Annotated in this window: 14 protein-coding genes; 13 read left to right on the forward strand and 1 reads right to left on the reverse strand. The window is 41.2% G+C overall.

The window, feature by feature from the left end; translation table 11 throughout:
- Positions 1-5 precede the first annotated feature (5 nt).
- The 11 genes from ispC (at position 6) to tilS (ending at position 14,887) form a co-directional block, all read left to right on the forward strand.
- On the forward strand, positions 6-1,196 hold the full coding sequence (ispC, locus tag L2672_RS11605) for a 1-deoxy-D-xylulose-5-phosphate reductoisomerase (protein WP_248996017.1): 1,191 nt from the start codon (positions 6-8) through the stop codon (positions 1,194-1,196).
- 11 nt (positions 1,197-1,207) lie between these two features.
- Positions 1,208-2,578 carry a sigma E protease regulator RseP gene (gene rseP / locus L2672_RS11610; protein WP_248996018.1) on the forward strand — a complete coding sequence of 457 codons (1,371 nt, stop codon included), beginning with the start codon at positions 1,208-1,210 and terminating at the stop codon, positions 2,576-2,578.
- 31 nt (positions 2,579-2,609) lie between these two features.
- On the forward strand, positions 2,610-5,093 hold the full coding sequence (gene bamA / locus L2672_RS11615) for an outer membrane protein assembly factor BamA (RefSeq protein WP_248996019.1): 2,484 nt from the start codon (positions 2,610-2,612) through the stop codon (positions 5,091-5,093).
- Between the two features lie 55 nt (positions 5,094-5,148).
- On the forward strand, positions 5,149-5,655 hold the full coding sequence (locus tag L2672_RS11620) for an OmpH/Skp family outer membrane protein (protein WP_275975028.1): 507 nt from the start codon (positions 5,149-5,151) through the stop codon (positions 5,653-5,655).
- Between the two features lie 23 nt (positions 5,656-5,678).
- Positions 5,679-6,701, forward strand: coding sequence for a UDP-3-O-(3-hydroxymyristoyl)glucosamine N-acyltransferase (lpxD, locus tag L2672_RS11625; RefSeq protein ID WP_248996020.1), 1,023 nt, complete (start codon positions 5,679-5,681; stop codon positions 6,699-6,701).
- 45 nt (positions 6,702-6,746) lie between these two features.
- Positions 6,747-7,208 carry a 3-hydroxyacyl-ACP dehydratase FabZ gene (gene fabZ, locus L2672_RS11630; protein WP_248996021.1) on the forward strand — a complete coding sequence of 154 codons (462 nt, stop codon included), beginning with the start codon at positions 6,747-6,749 and terminating at the stop codon, positions 7,206-7,208.
- A complete protein-coding gene (gene lpxA / locus L2672_RS11635) occupies positions 7,205-7,975 on the forward strand; it encodes an acyl-ACP--UDP-N-acetylglucosamine O-acyltransferase (RefSeq protein WP_248996022.1) in 771 nt (256 codons plus the stop codon). The genes fabZ and lpxA overlap by 4 nt, the downstream gene beginning before the upstream one ends.
- Before the next feature lie 8 nt (positions 7,976-7,983).
- Complete coding sequence (gene lpxB, locus L2672_RS11640) at positions 7,984-9,129, forward strand: lipid-A-disaccharide synthase (RefSeq protein ID WP_248996023.1); 1,146 nt, start codon at positions 7,984-7,986, stop codon at positions 9,127-9,129.
- 49 nt (positions 9,130-9,178) lie between these two features.
- Complete coding sequence (gene rnhB / locus L2672_RS11645; RefSeq protein ID WP_248996024.1) at positions 9,179-9,814, forward strand: ribonuclease HII; 636 nt, start codon at positions 9,179-9,181, stop codon at positions 9,812-9,814.
- Between the two features lie 141 nt (positions 9,815-9,955).
- A complete protein-coding gene (gene dnaE / locus L2672_RS11650) occupies positions 9,956-13,432 on the forward strand; it encodes a DNA polymerase III subunit alpha (protein ID WP_248996025.1) in 3,477 nt (1,158 codons plus the stop codon).
- Positions 13,433-13,447: 15 nt separating this feature from the next.
- Entirely contained in the window at positions 13,448-14,887 is a 1,440-nt protein-coding gene (tilS, locus tag L2672_RS11655; RefSeq protein ID WP_248996026.1) for a tRNA lysidine(34) synthetase TilS, read from the forward strand.
- 41 nt (positions 14,888-14,928) lie between these two features.
- Here tilS and dgcS read toward each other — a convergent pair whose 3' ends face one another.
- On the reverse strand, positions 14,929-15,813 hold the full coding sequence (dgcS, locus tag L2672_RS11660) for a diguanylate cyclase DgcS (protein ID WP_248996027.1): 885 nt from the start codon (positions 15,811-15,813) through the stop codon (positions 14,929-14,931).
- A 179-nt stretch (positions 15,814-15,992) separates the two neighbouring features.
- On the opposite strand from dgcS, the gene L2672_RS11665 reads away from it, so the two are divergent.
- Together L2672_RS11665 and ompW are read left to right on the forward strand one after the other, a co-directional pair.
- A complete protein-coding gene (locus L2672_RS11665) occupies positions 15,993-17,951 on the forward strand; it encodes a monovalent cation:proton antiporter-2 (CPA2) family protein (RefSeq protein ID WP_248996028.1) in 1,959 nt (652 codons plus the stop codon).
- 240 nt (positions 17,952-18,191) lie between these two features.
- Positions 18,192-18,872 (forward strand): outer membrane protein OmpW, encoded by a 681-nt coding sequence (gene ompW, locus L2672_RS11670; RefSeq protein WP_248996029.1) that lies wholly within the window; start codon positions 18,192-18,194, stop codon positions 18,870-18,872.
- Positions 18,873-18,922 lie beyond the last annotated feature (50 nt).

An 18,922-nucleotide genomic window follows, 5' to 3' on the forward strand; every position in this document is an offset into this window, starting at 1 on the left:
CCCTTATGCAAAATATGGTTATTCTTGGAGCCACAGGTTCCATAGGTGCAAGTACCTTAAGCGTGATAGAGCAAAATGCTGAGCAGTATTCAGTTTATGCATTGGTTGCTCATTCTAGTGTCGATAAAATGCTCAAACTATGTGTTGCTCATCAACCCAAGTTTGCCCATATGGTCGATGAATTAGCAGCAAAACAGTTACAAGATAAGTTACCTTCATCGTGTAAAACGCAAGTCACGAGCTCTGAGCAAGATTTAATTGCTTTGGTTACCCATGAAGATGTTGATACCGTTATGGCAGCTATTGTAGGCGCTGCTGGGCTTGTACCAACCTTTGCAGCAGTTAAAGCGGGTAAACGCATTCTATTAGCAAATAAAGAAGCGCTTGTGATGTCAGGTGAGTTGTTTATGCAGACGGCGAAAGAGTCGGGGGCGACAATTTTACCGGTTGATAGTGAACATAATGCTATTTTTCAATGTATGCCTGAGTCGATTCAAACCAATTTAGGTTACTGTAATCTTGAAGACGATGGTGTCAGTCATATTTTATTAACCGGTTCAGGTGGACCGTTTTTAAATACTGAGTTGTCGGCTTTAGCATTAATGACTCCAGAGCAAGCATGTAACCACCCCAATTGGTCTATGGGTCGTAAAATTTCTGTAGATTCAGCGACAATGATGAATAAAGGCTTAGAATATATTGAAGCCAAATGGTTATTTAATACCCATGTCGATCAATTAAAAGTGGTGATTCACCCTCAAAGTGTTATTCATTCAATGGTGCAATACAAAGATGGTTCTGTGGTTGCGCAGATGGGAAATCCTGACATGCGCACACCTATTGCTCATTGTATGAGCTATCCACAGAGAATTTCTGCTGGTGTTGAACCTTTAGATTTTTTCACAGTCGGACAATTAAGCTTCATTGAGCCAGACTTTAATCGATTTCCTTGTTTGAAGTTAGCGATTGAAGCGTGTCAGCAAGGTCAAACAGCAACAACGGTGCTCAATGCCGCTAACGAAATTGCTGTGGATGCTTTTTTAAGTGGCCAAATTAAATTTACCGACATTGCTACCATAAATGAAAGGTGTTTAACCACTGTTAGCCCTTCAGCGGTCAACACGATTGAAGATATTCTTTATCTTGATGGTCTTTCGAGACAGCAAGCGACCCTTAACGTAAAAGCATTATTGTAGTCAGGAGTATAATGTTCGATTTTTTTTGGAATTTAGCTTCATTTATCGTCGCGCTAGGTATTTTGATTGCCGGTCATGAATATGGCCATTTTTGGGTAGCGAGAAAGTGTGGCGTAAAAGTAGAAAAATTCTCTATTGGATTTGGTAAAGCTATTTGGCGTAAAACGGGCAAAGATGGCACAGAATATGTCATAGCTATGATTCCGTTAGGTGGCTACGTCAAAATGCTTGATGAGCGAGTAGAGGATGTACCTGAACATTTAAAACACCAAGCATTTAACCGTAAAAATGTGTGGCAGCGTATTGCCATTGTTTCAGCAGGGCCTATCGCAAACTTTATTTTAGCGATTATCGCGTTATATGCGATGTATCTGATTGGTGTTCCTTCTATTAAGCCTGTCATTGATACCACAACGGTCGGCTCACCTGCACAAGTCATTCAATTAGATGAGCCACATCAAGTGACGGCAGTAGCAGGGCAAAAGGTACGCAACTGGGAAGAGGTTAATTTAGCTCTAGTTGGGCAAATTGGCAGTGACAAATTTGATATTAGTGTTATGCCATTAAATACCCTAGCTGACCCAGAGCACGCTAGCAAAACATACAAATTAGATACCCGTAATTGGAGATTTGACCCTGAAAAAGAGTCGCCAATTACTGCATTAGGGCTGGGGATTTTTAGACCCGCTATCGATCCTGTTATTGCGGCAATTACGGCCAATAGCGCCGCTGAATTAGCAGGGCTTAAGGTCGGCGATAAAATATTAAATATCAATCAACAACCGTACAAAGATTGGAATGGTTTTGTTGATGTGGTACAAACATCTGCCAATAAGCAAATATCCATGACCGTTGAACGTCAAGGAGAAAGGTTAACCTTAGACGTGACCCCTCAGGCAATCGTTAATGGTAAAGGTGAAGAGGTTGGCATTGTTGGTATTAGTCCTACGGCACCTCAGTGGCCTGAGAATATGCGCTTTGACTTAGAATATGGCATGATTGATTCGGTCACGGCGGCAGTGGATAAAACATGGCAACTGGTGGTTGTCAGTTTTAAAATGATCGGCAAACTATTTACTGGTGATGTGTCGGTAAAAAACTTAAGTGGTCCCATTTCAATTGCGCAAGGTGCTGGAACAAGTGCAACATATGGATTGGTTCATTTTCTTGGGTTTCTAGCATTAATCAGTGTTAACTTAGGTATTATCAACTTAATGCCTTTACCAGTGTTAGATGGTGGACATTTACTGTATTACTTCGTTGAAGTGATTACTGGGAAGCCTGTACCTGAAAAGGTACAGGAAATCGGATTCAGGTTTGGCGCAGCTCTGCTGCTAATGTTAATGAGTATTGCACTCTTTAACGATTTTGCCCGACTCTGAGCAAGGACAGACAAATAATTAGAAGTGCTCTATGAGATTGAATAAACTTTTTGCCTCGATGTTATTCGTCGGCGCGTCTTTTGCGGGGAATGGTTGGGCAAATACATTCCAACCTTTTGAAGTCACAGACATTCAAGTTGAAGGTCTACAACGTGTAGCATTAGGAGCTGCACTGCTAAATTTACCGGTGAAAGTCGGCGATACAGTTGATCAAGTAAAGATACAACAAGCGATAAAAAGCTTATACGCTTCAACCAACTTTGAAAACATCAGTATTAGCCATGAAGATGGCATACTTTATGTTGCCGTAAAAGAGCGCCCCACAATTAGTGCGGTGACCTTTGAAGGAAACAAAGACATCAAAGATGAACAGTTACAAGAGAGTTTGGACGGTTCAGGTGTAAAAATTGGTGAATCTTTAGACCGCACTATGTTGTCGGGTATTGAAAAAGGCCTACAAGATTTTTATTACGGTGTGGGTAAATATGGCGCTAAAGTGGAAGCGCAGGTTATTAACTTACCTCGTAACCGTGTGGAGTTAAAATTTAACTTTACTGAAGGTTTGGCGGCTGAAATTCGCCAAATTAACGTGGTAGGTAATACTGTTTTCACCGATTCTGAATTAATCAGCATGCTAGAGTTGAAAGACTTTGTGGCATGGTGGGACTTATTTGGTGAACGTCGTTATCAAAAGCAAAAATTACAAGCCGATTTAGAAACCATCAAAACCTTTTACCACAATCAAGGCTATATTCGTTTTGATGTAACTTCTACTCAAGTTGCGATGACGCCAGACCGTAAAGGTTTATACATCACCATTAACGTTGATGAAGGTGAAAAGTATAAGGTCAAAGAAGTTAATTTAACCGGCGACCTGATGGGCCGCGAAGAATTAATGAATGCCATTTTGCCGATCAAAGCCGGCAACATGTATAACGGTGCAGATGTTACCTATACAGAAGAAATGTATAGCAAATATTTAGGCCGTTTTGGTTACGCTTATCCAGAAGTGAAAACCTACCCTGAAATTAATGACGAAACGAAAGAAGTGGTTTTGAATGTTAATATCAATCCAGGCAAACGCGTTTATGTTCGCAGTATTAACTTTTCAGGTAATACGGTCACTAAAGATGAAGTTATGCGTCGTGAATTACGCCAAATGGAAGGTGCATGGCTTAATTCTGCTCAAATTGAACAGTCAAAAGCGCGTTTAAACCGTTTAGGTTACTTTGAAACCGTTGATACCGAAACTATTCAAGTTCCTGGAAGTGATGACTTAGTTGATGTTGCTGTTAGCGTAAAAGAGCAGCCATCTGGTTCATTTAATGCGGGTGTCGGTTATGGTACTGAGTCGGGAGTTAGCTTACAGTTTGGTGTTGAGCAAAGTAACTTCTTAGGTTCTGGTAACCAAGCAGGGATTAATATCAACACCAATAAATACTCTAAGAGTGCTAATATCTCTTATACCGACCCTTATTTCACCAAAGACGGTGTGAGCTTAGGCGGCAGTCTTTATTGGAATGAGTTTGACGCTAATGAAGCGAACCTTGAACGATATAAAAACAAATCTTATGGTGTGGCACTTAACTCAGGTTTCCCGATTAACGAATACAACCGTTTAAACGGCGGTATTGGTTTCCGTCATAATACGATTTCTGAAATTTCGGCTTATGAGCAAGCATTGCGTTTCTATAATGTTTATCGCGCGAGTGATGATCCTGATGCCGATTTAAGTTTTAACAACTTTGAATTAAATGCCGGTTGGTATAGAAGTACGCTTAACCGTGGAACATTCCCAACTAATGGTTCGTCACAACGTTTGAGCGGTAAAATGACCGTTCCGGGTTCTGATTTACAGTACTTTAAAACAGATTTTGATACTAATTTCTATTTCCCAATAAACCGCAAACATAGCTTTGTATTATTAACTCGCGCACGTATTGGTTATGCAAACGGTTATGGCAAGTTTAATCAGAATGATCAGATTCTACCGTTTTGGGAGAACTATTATTCAGGGGGAAGTAGCTCATTACGTGGCTTTAAATCTAACTCAGTAGGCCCTCGTTCATTCTATCTTATTCGAGGTAGTGAGAACTGTGCGCCAGATCCTTCTGGTGACGGCTGTAGCTTACCGGGTGAGCCAAACGAGATTCAAATTAGCCAAGGTCGCTCAATCGGTGGTAACGCCATTGCAACGGCGAGCCTTGAGTTAATTGTCCCAACCCCATTCTTAGATGAAGCTTACACTAACTCTGTTCGTACCAGTTTCTTCGTGGATGCAGGTAATGTATGGGACACTGAGTTTGACTATGACTCATATCGTACCTTACCCGCTGAAGAATTTGAAAAGCTTGAAGACTACAGTGACGCAGCTCGCATCCGTGCTTCATGGGGTATGAGTGTGCAGTGGTTATCGCCAATGGGTCCAATGGTATTTAGCTTAGCTTGGCCTATTAAAGAATACGAAGATGATGAAACTGAGATTTTCTCGTTCAACATTGGTAAAACATTCTAAAACAAATAACATCAGCAGCTTTGCTGAAAAATTAACTATATTTAAGGAGTTTACTTTGAAAAAGATCGTCAATCGCACATTAGTGACATTAGCATTTTTGGCCGCACCTATGATGGCACAGGCTGAAAAAATTGCCGTTGTTGATATGGGCGGAGTATTTGAGCAACTTCCTCAACGTGAGCAAACTTCACAAGCATTAAAAGCTGAGTTTGGTGACCGTGTTGCTGAAGTACAAAAGATGCAAGATGAAATGCGTGGTTTAGTTGAGAAGCAACAACGTGATGGTGCGTTAATGAGCGACGCACAAAAAACAGAACTTGTTCGCAAAATGGAATCATTAAAGTCTGATTTCCAACTTAAAGGCAAAGCGCTTGATGAAGACATGCGTCGTCGTCAAGGTGAAGAGCAAAACAAACTTTTAGTCCAAGTTCAAAAAGCAATTAATGCCATTGCTGAGAAAGAAGGCTATGACATGGTATTACAAAGTGGTGCAGTTATTTATGTAAAACCACAAGCTGATATCAGTGCAAAAGTTGTTGAAGCACTTAGCAAAGCTAACTAAGCCAGTAAAGTAAGGCAAAATTTATGCAGCAAATGACTTTAAAAGAAGTAGGCCTGTTATTAAATGCTGTTGTACAGGGAGATGACTCGCAAGTTATCTCCAGTGTTGCAACACTTGAAGATGCCATAGAAGGCCAACTTTCTTTTCTAGCCAACAGTAAATACCGTGCACAGCTCGAACAAACTCAAGCAACCGCGGTATTAATGACTGAACAAAATGCTCAAGACTATAAGGGTACGGCAATTATTTTAGCTGACCCTTATGTCGGTTTTGCGCGCATTGCGCAACAGCTAGATACTACCCCGGCAGCAGCGCAAGGGATTCATCCAAGTGCATTTATCGACCCTACCGCCCAGTTAGGTGATAATGTTTCTATTGGAGCCAATGCAGTGATTGCTGCGAACGTTATATTAAGTGATAACGTTCAGATTGGCGCCGGAACGGTTGTCGGTGAATCGTCAATAATTGGCCAAAATACTCGTTTATGGGCTAATGTTACCGTATACCATGATGTTCATATTGGGATGAATTGCATTGTGCACTCTGCTAGTGTGATTGGGTCTGATGGCTTTGGATATGCTAATGAGCGCGGTACTTGGATAAAAATCCCGCAAACAGGCGGTGTCCGAATTGGTAATAATGTTGAAATTGGTGCTTGTACTAGCATTGACCGTGGTGCTTTATCACATACAGAAATACATGATGGTGTGATAATCGATAACCAAGTTCAAGTGGCTCATAATGCCATTATAGGAATGAACACGGCTATCGCGGGAAGTACGACTATTGCTGGTAGTACCGAAATAGGCAAATATTGCATTATTGGTGGTAATTCAGCCGTCGCGGGCCATATCAAAGTGGCTGATGGTGTACACATTAGCGGTGGCACCAATGTGACGAGTGTCATCCGTGAAAAAGGCGTCTACTCATCAGCAACTGTTGCAACGGAAAACAAACTTTGGCGACGTAATACCGTCAGATTCCGTCAGTTAGATGATTTATTTTCTCGAGTTAAACAGCTTGAGAATGCGCAAAAACAAGATTAATAGTTTATAAACTGAATCTCATTGAACCTTATTAAGGAAACAAGAGTGTCGAACGAATTGAACACAATGGATATTAAAGAAATTCTGAAATATCTTCCTCATAGATATCCATTTCTATTGATAGACCGCGTATTAGATTACACCGTTGGTGAGCAATTGCATGCCATCAAAAATGTGACTATCAATGAACCTTTTTTTCAAGGCCACTTTCCAGTACAACCGGTAATGCCTGGAGTACTTATTTTAGAAGCAATGGCCCAAGCAACGGGTTTACTTGCGTTTAAAACCATGAGTACAGAGCCTTCTCCAGATGTATTGTATTATTTTGCGGGTATTGATAAAGCACGTTTTAAACGTGTTGTTGAACCCGGTGACCAGATTCATTTTCACGTCAAAATGATCAAAGAACGTCGTGGTATAGGCGTGTTTGAAGGTGAAGCTCGAGTTGATGGTGAAGTCGTGTGCTCTGCTGAAATAATGTGTGCCAGAAGAGAGATTCAAAAGTGATTGATAAATTAGCGTACGTTCACCCTGATGCAAAAATTGGCAACAATGTCACCATTGGGCCTTGGACTTATATCGGTGCTGATGTTGAGATTGGCGATGATACTTGGATAAGCTCACATGTGGTAGTTAAAGGTCCAACAGTTATTGGTAAAGGTAATCGCATTTTCCAATTTGCATCTGTTGGCGAAGAATGCCAAGACAAAAAATATGCCGGTGAACCCACACGTCTAATTATGGGTGATAATAATATTGTTCGTGAGTCAGTGACGATTCATCGTGGTACGGTTCAAGACAATAGCGAAACGCGTATTGGTTCGAATAACTTATTTATGGCTTATGTGCATATCGCCCACGATTGCGTGGTAGGAAATCACGTTATTATGGCTAATAATGCATCGATTGCTGGCCATGTTCATGTTGATGATCATGTTATTTTAGGTGGTATGACAGGCGTACATCAGTTTGTAAAAATTGGATCACATGCCTTTACAGCAGGATCTTCAACGGTATTCCAAGATGTTCCACCATTTGTTATGGCTGCAGGGACTCCCGCGATACCAAGAGGTCTTAATGTTGAAGGACTTAAGCGTAGAGGCTTCAGCAAAGAAACCCAGCATGCTATTCGCCGCACTTATAAAGCACTTTATCGTAAGAATTTAACCATTGAAGAAGCATTAGCAGAAATTAAAACTGATGCTGAAAATGAACCGCATGTTCAATCAATGGTTGATTTTATTACCGGTTCTTCTCGTGGCATTATTCGATAAGCAATCTCATGAGTGATCATTCCCCTCGTATTTTTGCCATGGTCGCCGGAGAAATCTCCGGCGATATTCTTGGTGCAGGTTTAATTAAATCATTAAAGCAACGCTACCCTGATGCACAATTTGTCGGCATTGGTGGTCCTCGCATGGATGAATTAGGATTTCAATCTTGGTTTTCGTATGAAGAGTTAGCGGTAATGGGGCTAGTGGAAGTGTTATCTCGCTTGCCTCGATTGCTCAAAGTGCGTTCGAGTTTGATTGAGAAAATTGTCGATATTAACCCTGATTGTTTTATTGGAATCGATGCGCCTGATTTTAATATTGGCCTAGAGCTTAAACTGAAAAATAAGGGCATTAAAACGGTTCATTACGTTAGTCCATCTGTGTGGGCATGGCGCCCAAAACGAATTTTCAAAATAGCCAAAGCCACTAATATGGTGTTGTCTTTATTGCCGTTTGAGAAAGCTTTTTATGATAAGCATCAAGTTCCTTGTACTTTTGTTGGTCATACTTTAGCGGATGATATTCCGCTTGTTAGTGACAAGCTGAATGCTAGAAAACAGCTTAACTTAGATTTGAATGCCGAATACTTGGCTGTATTGCCAGGCTCTCGTGGTGGTGAGCTTAAACAATTGGCTGAACCATTTGTTAAAGCCGCGCAATTGGTCAAAAATCATTACCCAGATATTAAAATTGTCACTCCATTGGTGAATGAAGCAAGGAAAGCTCAGTTCCTCACAGCCTTAGCAGAACATGCGCCAGATTTAGACGTAGAATTAGTTGAAGGGCAATCACGTGAAGTTATGGCGGCAGCTGATTGTATTTTACTGGCATCAGGCACGGCAACATTAGAGGCAATGTTAATTAAACGCCCTATGGTGGTGGCTTATCGAGTTAGTCCAATCACTTATGCCATTGCAAAGCGGATGATGTTGGTTAGTAATTATTCATTACCTAATTTATTGGCCAATGACACTATAGTGCCAGAATTGATCCAAGAAGACTGTCAGCCACAATTGATTGCCAACGAAGTGATAAAACAACTGGATGTAGACTTTGCACCTTTATTAAATCAATTCACTCAAATACATAATCAAATTCGTTGTGATGCCAGTGAGCGTGCCGCTGATGCCGTAGTTGAGTTGATTACCAAGTAAGTAACCCCGTGGCACTTTTAGCCGCCATCATAGTCAATAGTGAGTTTACATGTTTAATGCCAATTTACCTGTGGTGATAAAAAACATTACCCCTGAACAAGTTCAGCAAGTTTCCATTGGTTTAGTGGCTGGCGTTGATGAAGTGGGGCGTGGGCCGTTAGTAGGTGATGTGGTAACGGCTGCTGTAATACTTGACCCAGCTAAGCCTATTGAAGGCTTAAACGACTCTAAAAAGTTGACTGAAAAACGCCGTAATGTGCTTTATCAACAAATATTAGAGAACGCACTTGCTGTGAGTGTAGGGCGTGCGACACCAGCTGAAATTGATCAACTTAATATTCTACATGCCACCATGTTAGCAATGCAGCGAGCTGTTGCAGGTTTGACTATTACTCCAGAATCGGTATTGGTAGATGGTAATCGAGTGCCTGATTTTGGTATACAAGCTCATGCAGTGATTAAAGGCGATGGTTTAGTGCCTTGTATTAGTGCCGCTTCAATTATCGCCAAAGTGGTACGCGATAAAGAAATGGAACAGCTAGATGCACAGTATCCTCAATATGGTTTTGCTAAACATAAAGGCTACCCGACCAAAGCGCATTTCGAGGCACTGGCTCAGTTCGGCGTATTAGAGCAACATAGAAAAAGTTTCAAACCCGTTGCTGAGTGTATTGCTAAACGCTAAGTCATTCGCCAATTAAGCTGACTATTTCTGAAGTTTTTATTGCCTTTAACCTGAATTCATTGGCAGCAAAATGAATGTTTGTTAGTCTGTTGTTCAGTTTGAAATTCTCATCATTTTTTACCTTCAAAGAATAAGAATATTATGTCCGATCCTCGTTTTGTGCATTTACGCGTTCACAGTGATTTTTCAATGTGTGATGGCGTCGCGAAAGTGAAACCCATTTTAGCTGCCGCAGAAGCGCAGGGCATGGGAGCGATTGCACTTACAGATCAAAACAATTTTTGTGGCTTAGTAAAGTTTTATGGTGGCGCGCATGGTGCGGGCATTAAGCCCATTGTTGGTGCTGACTTTTGGATGCAAGTGCCAAGTTTTGATCAAGAGTTATGTGCGCTGACCATTATTGCCATGGATAATGATGGCTACCAAAATTTAACTCAGCTGATCAGTGAGGCTTATTTACGTGGCCAAGTAAATGGTCGCGTGGTTATTGATCAACAATGGTTAGTTAAATATAACAAAGGTATCTTGATTCTTTCTGGCGCTAAAGAAGGGGACATTGGTAAAGCGTTATTAAAAGGGAATCAAGGTCAAGTGGATGAGCTAGTGAGTTTTTATCAAACTCATTTTCCAGACCGTTACTTTTTAGAGTTAATTAGAACAGATAGGCCCGATGAAGAACGCTATTTACATATGGCGGTAGAATTAGCCTCAAATACTGGTTTACCTGTTGTAGCGACTAATCAAGTCGTGTTTTTAAACCCAGATGATTTTGAAGCTCATGAGATTCGTGTCGCCATTCATGATGGTTATACCTTAGCCGATCCCCGCCGTCCTAAAACGTACAGTGATAAACAATATCTTCGTAGTGAAGAAGAAATGTGTGAGCTGTTTAAAGATATTCCTGCTGCAATTGCCAATACGGTAGAAATCGCTAAACGTTGTAACGTGACCATTCGACTGCATGAATACTTCTTACCTAACTTCCCTACGGGTGACTTATCTATTGAAGACTTTTTAGTTGATGTGTCGCAAAAAGGCTTGCAAGAAAGGTTAGAATTTTTATTTCCTGATCCAGACGTTCGAGCCGAAAAGCGCGTTGAATATGATGAGCGTCTTGATATTGAGCTGCAAGTAATTAACCAAATGGGATTCCCTGGTTACTTCTTGATTGTAATGGAATTTATTCAGTGGGGTAAAGACAACGGTATTCCTGTTGGCCCAGGACGTGGCTCGGGTGCAGGCTCTTTGGTGGCATATGCCCTTAAAATTACTGACTTAGACCCACTAGAGTTCGACTTACTATTTGAGCGATTCCTTAACCCTGAACGTGTCTCAATGCCCGACTTTGACGTCGACTTTTGTATGGATAGGCGAGATGAGGTTATTGACCATGTCGCGGAGTTATATGGCCGCGAAGCGGTATCGCAAATTATTACCTTCGGTACGATGGCGGCTAAAGCGGTAGTACGTGATGTAGGTCGTGTACTTGGCCATCCTTATGGTTTTGTCGATAGAATTTCGAAGCTTATACCGGCAGAACCTGGCATGACATTGGCGAAGGCTTTTGAAGTCGAGCCCGCGCTACAAGAGTCATATGATGCAGATGAAGATGTACGTGAGCTCATTGACATGTGCCGTCGTCTTGAGGGCGTTACGCGTAACGCGGGTAAGCATGCGGGCGGGGTGGTTATTGCGCCTACCCGTATTACTGACTTCTCACCATTATACTGTGACGCAGAAGGCCTAAACCCGGTTACTCAATTCGATAAAAATGACGTAGAAACCGCAGGGTTGGTAAAATTCGATTTCTTGGGGCTTAGAACCTTAACCATTATCGACTGGGCGTTGCAGATGATCAATCCACGCCTAGAAAAGGAAGGTAAAGCGCCTGTTCGTATTGAAGCGATTCCTCTAGATGACCCAGCGTCATTTAGATTGCTTCAACGCTATGAAACCACAGCAGTATTCCAGTTGGAATCCCGTGGTATGAAAGACTTGATTAAGCGTCTGCAACCTGACTGTTTCGAAGATATGATTGCATTGGTTGCCTTGTTCCGTCCGGGGCCTTTGCAATCAGGCATGGTAGATAACTTTATTGAGCGTAAGCATGGTCGTGAAGAGGTGTCTTACCCTGATTCACAATATCAGCATGAATCATTAAAAGAGCTACTGTCACCAACCTACGGCATTATTTTATATCAAGAACAGGTGATGCAGATTGCTCAGGTTTTATCGGGCTATACCCTAGGTGGCGCAGACATGTTGCGTCGTGCAATGGGTAAGAAAAAACCTGAAGAAATGGCAAAACAACGGAGTATTTTTAAAGAGGGTGCTATCAATAACGGAATTGATGGTGAACTGTCGATGAAAATCTTCGACTTGGTGGAAAAGTTTGCTGGCTATGGATTTAACAAATCTCACTCGGCGGCATATGCACTGGTTTCTTATCAAACCTTATGGCTTAAAACTCATTATCCAGCACAATTTATGGCGGCAGTAATGTCGGCCGATATGGATAACACTGATAAAATTGTCACCTTGGTTGATGAGTGTGAACGAATGGGCTTGCCACTTATTCCCCCTGATGTGAATAAAGGATTATTTAAATTCACCGTCGATGATGACTTAAATATCGTTTACGGCATTGGGGCGATTAAAGGGGTAGGTGAAGGCCCCGTTGAGTCAATTTTACAAGCTAGAGAAGATGGCCCTTTTAAGGATTTATTTGATTTTTGCGCCAGAGTTGATTTAAAGAAACTAAACAAGCGTGTCATTGAAAAGCTTATTTGCGCTGGCGCGTTAGATAATTTAGGCCCGCATAGAGCTTCAATGATGGCCACATTACCTGAAGCGATTCGCGCTGCAGCACAGCATGCTAAAGCTCAAGAGATTGGTCAGCATGATATGTTTGGTTTACTGAATGCTGAACCAGACGATAACAAACAACAGTTTGTAGAATGTACTCCTTGGCCAGACAAAGTATGGCTAGAAGGCGAGCGTGAAACATTAGGGTTGTATTTAACAGGGCACCCAATTAATCAGTACTTGGCTGAATTAAAACAATATACCTCTGGCAGATTAAAAGATATTCACCCCACTGAACGGGGCAAAACCGTCAAGGCAGCGGGCTTAGTCGTGGCCACAAGGGTTATGATCACCAAGCGAGGTTCTAAAATGGGCTTAGTGACCTTAGATGATAAAAGTGCTCGCTTAGAGGTCATGTTATTTACCGAACCTTTTGAAAAGTTTGGTCACTTATTAGAAAAAGACAAAATTCTAATTTGTGAAGGTGATGTCAGTTTTGATGACTTTTCAGGCGGTAACCGTATGAATGGTCGTAATATTATTGAAATTGGAGAAGCCAGAAGTCACTTTGCTAAGGCTGTAGAGTTGACCGTTTATGCCAATAAGTTGTCTGAGCAGTGGTTAGCCCAGTTTGAAGAGATTATTACTCCTTGGAAAAATGGTGCTGTACCTGTTGTGATTAATTACTTACAAGAAAACGCCACTGGCAGACTTGTGTTAGGTGATGAATGGCGCGTTAACCCATCTGATGAATTGATGCTAGCAATTGAGTCACAATTGGGCTCTGAAAACGTCAAAATAGTGTTCAATTAACGGGGTTAACCGCGGATGGATATTGCTTACCTTGTCGATAAAATAGCACAGCTTATTGAAAGGGCTCACAAAACGGATTCAGAGCCTTATTCTTCAACCAATAAGCGCAAGATCGTATTAGCTTATAGCGGTGGTGTCGATTCTGAAGTATTAGCTTATGGGCTAAGTGAGTTTGCCAAGCTGCACCCGCAGTTTGAATATTTGCTTGTTCATGTTCATCATGGCTTGAGTCAGTATGCAGATGATTGGGTAAAGCATTGTCAAAATCGCGCTGATAGTTATCAATTACCGCTTCAAATTGAATACGTCACATTAGTTCAACAATCACGTCAAAGTTTGGAGGCCGTTGCCCGCCAAGCACGTTATCAGGCCATTGAAAGCCACCTTAATCAACATGATATTTTATTAACTGCCCATCATCAGGATGATCAACTTGAAACCTTGTTACTGGCGCTAAAACGTGGCCAAGGGCCCAAAGGGCTCGCCTCAATGGGTGAAGTGCAGTTATCGGGTAAACCTGAACAGCAATATTTTAAGTTAAGGCCTCTTTTATCCATCGACAGGCAACAAATAGAGCAATTTGCAGCAGCCAATTCGCTGCAACACATTGAAGATGATAGTAATCAAGATGACCGTTTTGATCGTAACTTTTTACGCTTGAACGTCATTCCATTATTAAAAGATCGTTGGCCTAGTATTACCCAGACGGCTAATCGCAGTGCAAATCTAATTGCACAGCAACAACAAATGATTGACGAAGAAGTGCAGCATAAACTGCCGTTATTAATTGACCGTCCTCAAGACCCTCTCAGTATGCAGGCTAATGGGGTGGGTTTATCAATTGCGTTGTTGTCGAAATATACCACTGCTTGGCAAACAGAACTGTTAAGAAGTTATATTGATTCATTAGGGCTGGTTATGCCATCACAAGTTCAATTAGCACAAGTATTAACCCAAGCGTTAACCGCTCAAGATGATGCCAATGTTCATATTGAATATTCAGGGACAGTGATCAAACGCTTTAATCAGCACTTATATGGGTTACCTGCAGCGACATTATCTCAAGATGAATCTCATGAAAATGATTTGAATCAAGCCGTGATTGATTGGTTTAGCCATTCGTCACATGTCCTTGAATTAACGGCTTATCAGCGCCACTTTACGATCAACAAAACTCATTCAGGGCATCGGCTAGTGTTTCCGCAGGCGAACCAGTCGGTGAGTTTACGTTTTGATCAACCAGGAAAAGTGAAGTGTTATCCGCAGTTTCATTTGAATGCTCGTCACAAACCTAGAGAATTGAAAAAATTATGGCAGGAGGTTGGTATTGCCCCTTGGCGTCGTAAACAAGTCCCTTTGCTTTACTATGGTGATACCTTGGTCGCTGCGATAGGATTATGGGTGGATAAACGGTTTATGCAGCAGGATAACTTGCCTGGTTTATCTATTTGGTAATGTATTTTAGTGCTAATTTTATTGGTTCACTTTACTGAGTATTAGCTATTTTCAGCTACTTTAAAACAGTTTCTGCCAGCCGCTTTAGCACAATACATCGCATGATCTGCCCGGCTATAAAGTGATTTTAACAGGTCATTTTCACTCGACTCTGCCACGCCTAAGCTACACTTAACGTTATAGACGGTTAACTCTGGCTGAAGCGGAAGTTGATTAATGATTCTATTACAAACCAGACTAGCGGCATCAGCATCACCTTCTGTCACGATGACAAATTCGTCGCCACCGATTCTAAATGCTTGATCAGTATCGCGAATAGAGTCATTAATAAGATTCGAAAATGCACAAAGTACTTCGTCACCAATAATATGACCAAAGGTATCATTGAGTTGTTTAAATTTATCTAAATCTAATACGATTAATGACACCTTGCCTTGCTGTCTCTTAGCACGCGCTAAACTTTTGTTGATACACTTTTTAAAGTAATAGCGGTTACCTAAGCCGGTGAGTTCATCAAACATAGCTTGGTTGGCCATTTTTTGATATTTCATTGCATTATAAAATGCGGGTAACACAATCGATTCAAGTTGAGCTAATTGTGTAGTTTGAGTTGGAGTCAGTGGCAGGGTTAAAAAATAATGTACCTTATAGCTATTCTGTTCAGTATTTATCTCTCTTACCAGTTCAATCCCATTGTTGCGGCCTAAAGTGAATTTTTGGTCATCAATATAAAGGCGTAAAGATTTAATCGGCAAATATTGGCCGATAATTTTGCCGTAACAGGCAAAGACGGTTCTTGGATCTAAACTAGCGTGAAATTGCTGCATAACTTGCACTAGGTCAAGCTCAGATGCTGCTTGTATCGGGGATTCAGCCCTAAACCAATATTCTTCATGGTGTAGTTCAGTAGCAATAGCATAGTCCATAATACACTCCAAGGAGTTAAGGGTTGATATGTTTCTGGTTGTCTAACACGTACTGTTATGCACTTTTTACGCCATGATACAAATAGGTATGATTTTTAAGGATTTGTTTGTTTTTGTGCTATTCTGTTAACTCTTTAATGGATTAATGCTGGCGGATTTTTGACAGGAGGGAGCAGTCTATGGAACATAATATGTTTTTACATATTTTGTTTATGTTGGTTATAGCTATTATCGCGATTGCTTTTTTAGGGCGATTAGGCTTGCCCGCAATTTTAGCGTATTTGCTTACTGGGGTAATCAGTGGTCCAAGTGGATTACATTGGTTTTCTCAACATCAGGTGCACTATGTCGCTGAATTGGGTGTAGTGTTATTAATGTTTACCCTAGGGCTAGAGTTTTCTGTTCCACGTCTTTGGGCAATGCGAAGAACCGTATTTGGCGTCGGCAGTGTACAAGTTTTGATGACCGCGTTAATTACCGGTGCAATTGCTTATCTATTTGGTCAAAATTTGATTGCTTCTGTGGTGATTGGCTGTGCTATCGCATTATCTTCTACTGCCATTGTTTTAAAACTACTTAATGAGCTCAGTTGGCTTCGTCGACGTCATGGTGAGTTGTCTGTTAGTGTTTTATTATTTCAAGATTTAGCCGTCATCCCTATGCTCATTTTACTGCCTTTGCTAGCAAGTGATGGTAACCAAATGAGTATTAATAACATTCTGTATGGTTTATTCACTGGAATATTGGCGTTCATTGGCTTGATGTCATTTGGTAAGTGGGTATTACCACGGATTTTTGACGAGGTTGCTCGTTCTCGTTCTAATGAGTTGTTTGTATTATCGACTCTGGTTGTTGCTTTGGTCACTGGCGCTTTTACCCAGTGGCTAGGTTTATCTATGGCTTTAGGGGCTTTTATTGCAGGCATGTTATTGGGAGAAAGCCAGTATCGTCGGCAGTTAGAAGCCGACATTCGTCCCTTTAGAGATTTGTTAATGGGGCTGTTCTTCATTTCTATTGGCATGCTATTAGATTTTGAGCTGGTATTTCATTATTGGTGGCAAATTTTAGTGGTATTAATCGTTGCTATCACAATAAAAGCCGCTGTTATTTACACGATTCTGAAATTAGTGGGTGAGCATAGCAATGTTGCACTAAGCACTGCAATTAGCCTCGCTCAAGTGGGGGAGTTTAGCTTTGTATTACTGGCTTTAGCTGTGAATTATCAATTACTAGATACTGAAGTGAGCACCATTTTAGTATCGGTTGCGGTGATTTCTATGTCATTCGCCCCTTGGTTAATTCGACATAGTGTTGATATTGCTAAAAAGTTCAAAGGTTACCAACCTTCTGGAGAGATGTTATCTCAAGCTATTCCACTTCCTAATGATTCTGATAACGAAGACTTTGTGGTGATTTTAGGTTATGGCCGAGTAGGGCAGACTATTGCACGTTTCCTTAAAACCGAAGCGATTAATTATATTGTTTTAGATTTAGACCCCACTAGGGTGGCGGAGTCTCGTGGTGCAGGTGAGCCGGTTTATTTTGGTGATGCATGTAAGATGGGGATTCTCAAGCGAGTAGGGATTCGCCAAGCCAGTATGGTTGTGGTGACTTTTGCTGAAGAGCGGCAGGCGGAGGAAGCCCTTGCTGTGAGTCGAAAACTGGCCCCCAATGCCAAAATTTTAATCCGCACCCGTGACGATTCTAATCTAAGTGAATTCAAAGAGGCTGGCGCGACACAAGTTATTCCTGAATCATTAGAGGGCAGCTTGATGCTAGTGTCGCAAGTACTTTATAAATGTGGCGTGCCATTACCGCGTATCATAAAACGACTAGAGTCAGAACGCCGAAATCATTATCAATATTTACACGGCTTCTTTTCAGGAAGCGAAACCGATTTCACTTTAGACTCATTACATGCGGTATCGCTAAGTGCCAATGCCAGTAGCGTGGGGCGCAAAGTTGTGGACATACCTTGGCGTGATTTAGATGTGGAGCTAAGAGCCATAAGACGTAAAGGTTTGGAAACTGAGCCAGCTCCAGACAACTGGGTATTACAACGCAATGATATTCTTATGCTGGTTGGCAAATCTCGCAGTATAGAAAAAGCAGAAGAGTTTTTATTACAAGGTCACTAATTCAATTATTAGTGGCAGTATATTTATTGAGCTTAAATTGTATTGTTATCAATCATTAAATAATGTTTCAACGGCTAAGTGTGATCTAGATCAACTTGGTGCTTGATAAAACACTACCTATTTAGGCGTATGAGAAGTTGTTGATCTAAATCAAGGTTAATGCGGTAAAACTCTGGCAGAGTGGCGGCAAATGTTAAGGATGTAACGAATAACGTCCATATGTTGCCTTGATGGAGTGAGATGATGAACAAAAAATTAACGTTAGGATTGGTTGCTGCAAGTTTACTTTCTGCTGGTGTGTCTTCTACTGCGATTGCACATGAAGCCGGTGATTTCTTATTTAGATTTGGTGCGGTAATGGTTGCGCCAAACGAGTCAAGTCAAAATGTAGTGACTCCTGATTTAGGGGATTTAGGACAATTCTCTGTTGATGATAACACTCAAGTTGGTTTAAATTTTGGTTACATGATTACTGACAACTGGGCAGTTGAATTACTAGCTGCTACTCCATTTTCTCATGATATTTCTGTTGCAGGTGACCTAAAGATTGCTGAAACTAAGCATTTACCACCTACCTTAGTAGCTCAGTATTATTTTGGTAATGCTCAATCAAAACTTCGTCCATATATTGGCGTAGGGGTTAATTTTACCAACTTTTTTGATAACGAAATTACAAATGACGTCGACAATCGATTATCTGATTTAAGTTTGTCTAACTCGTGGGGGCTTGCTGCACAAGTGGGTCTAGATTATCAGATCAACAGTAACTGGTTAGTGAATGCATCAGTTTGGTATGCTGACATTTCAACTGATGCGTCGTTTAATTATGCCCCAAATGGTGGGAGTGATTCAGTAGCTGTCACGATTGAAACAGACATTAATCCATGGGTTTACATGGTCAGTGTAGGGTATAAGTTCTAATTGCGAATATCTGAAAAAATAGGAGCCTAGGGCTCCTATTTTTTTATGTA

The sequence above is a fragment of the Shewanella gaetbuli genome, from assembly GCF_023284065.1.
GTDB lineage: Bacteria > Pseudomonadota > Gammaproteobacteria > Enterobacterales > Shewanellaceae > Shewanella > Shewanella gaetbuli.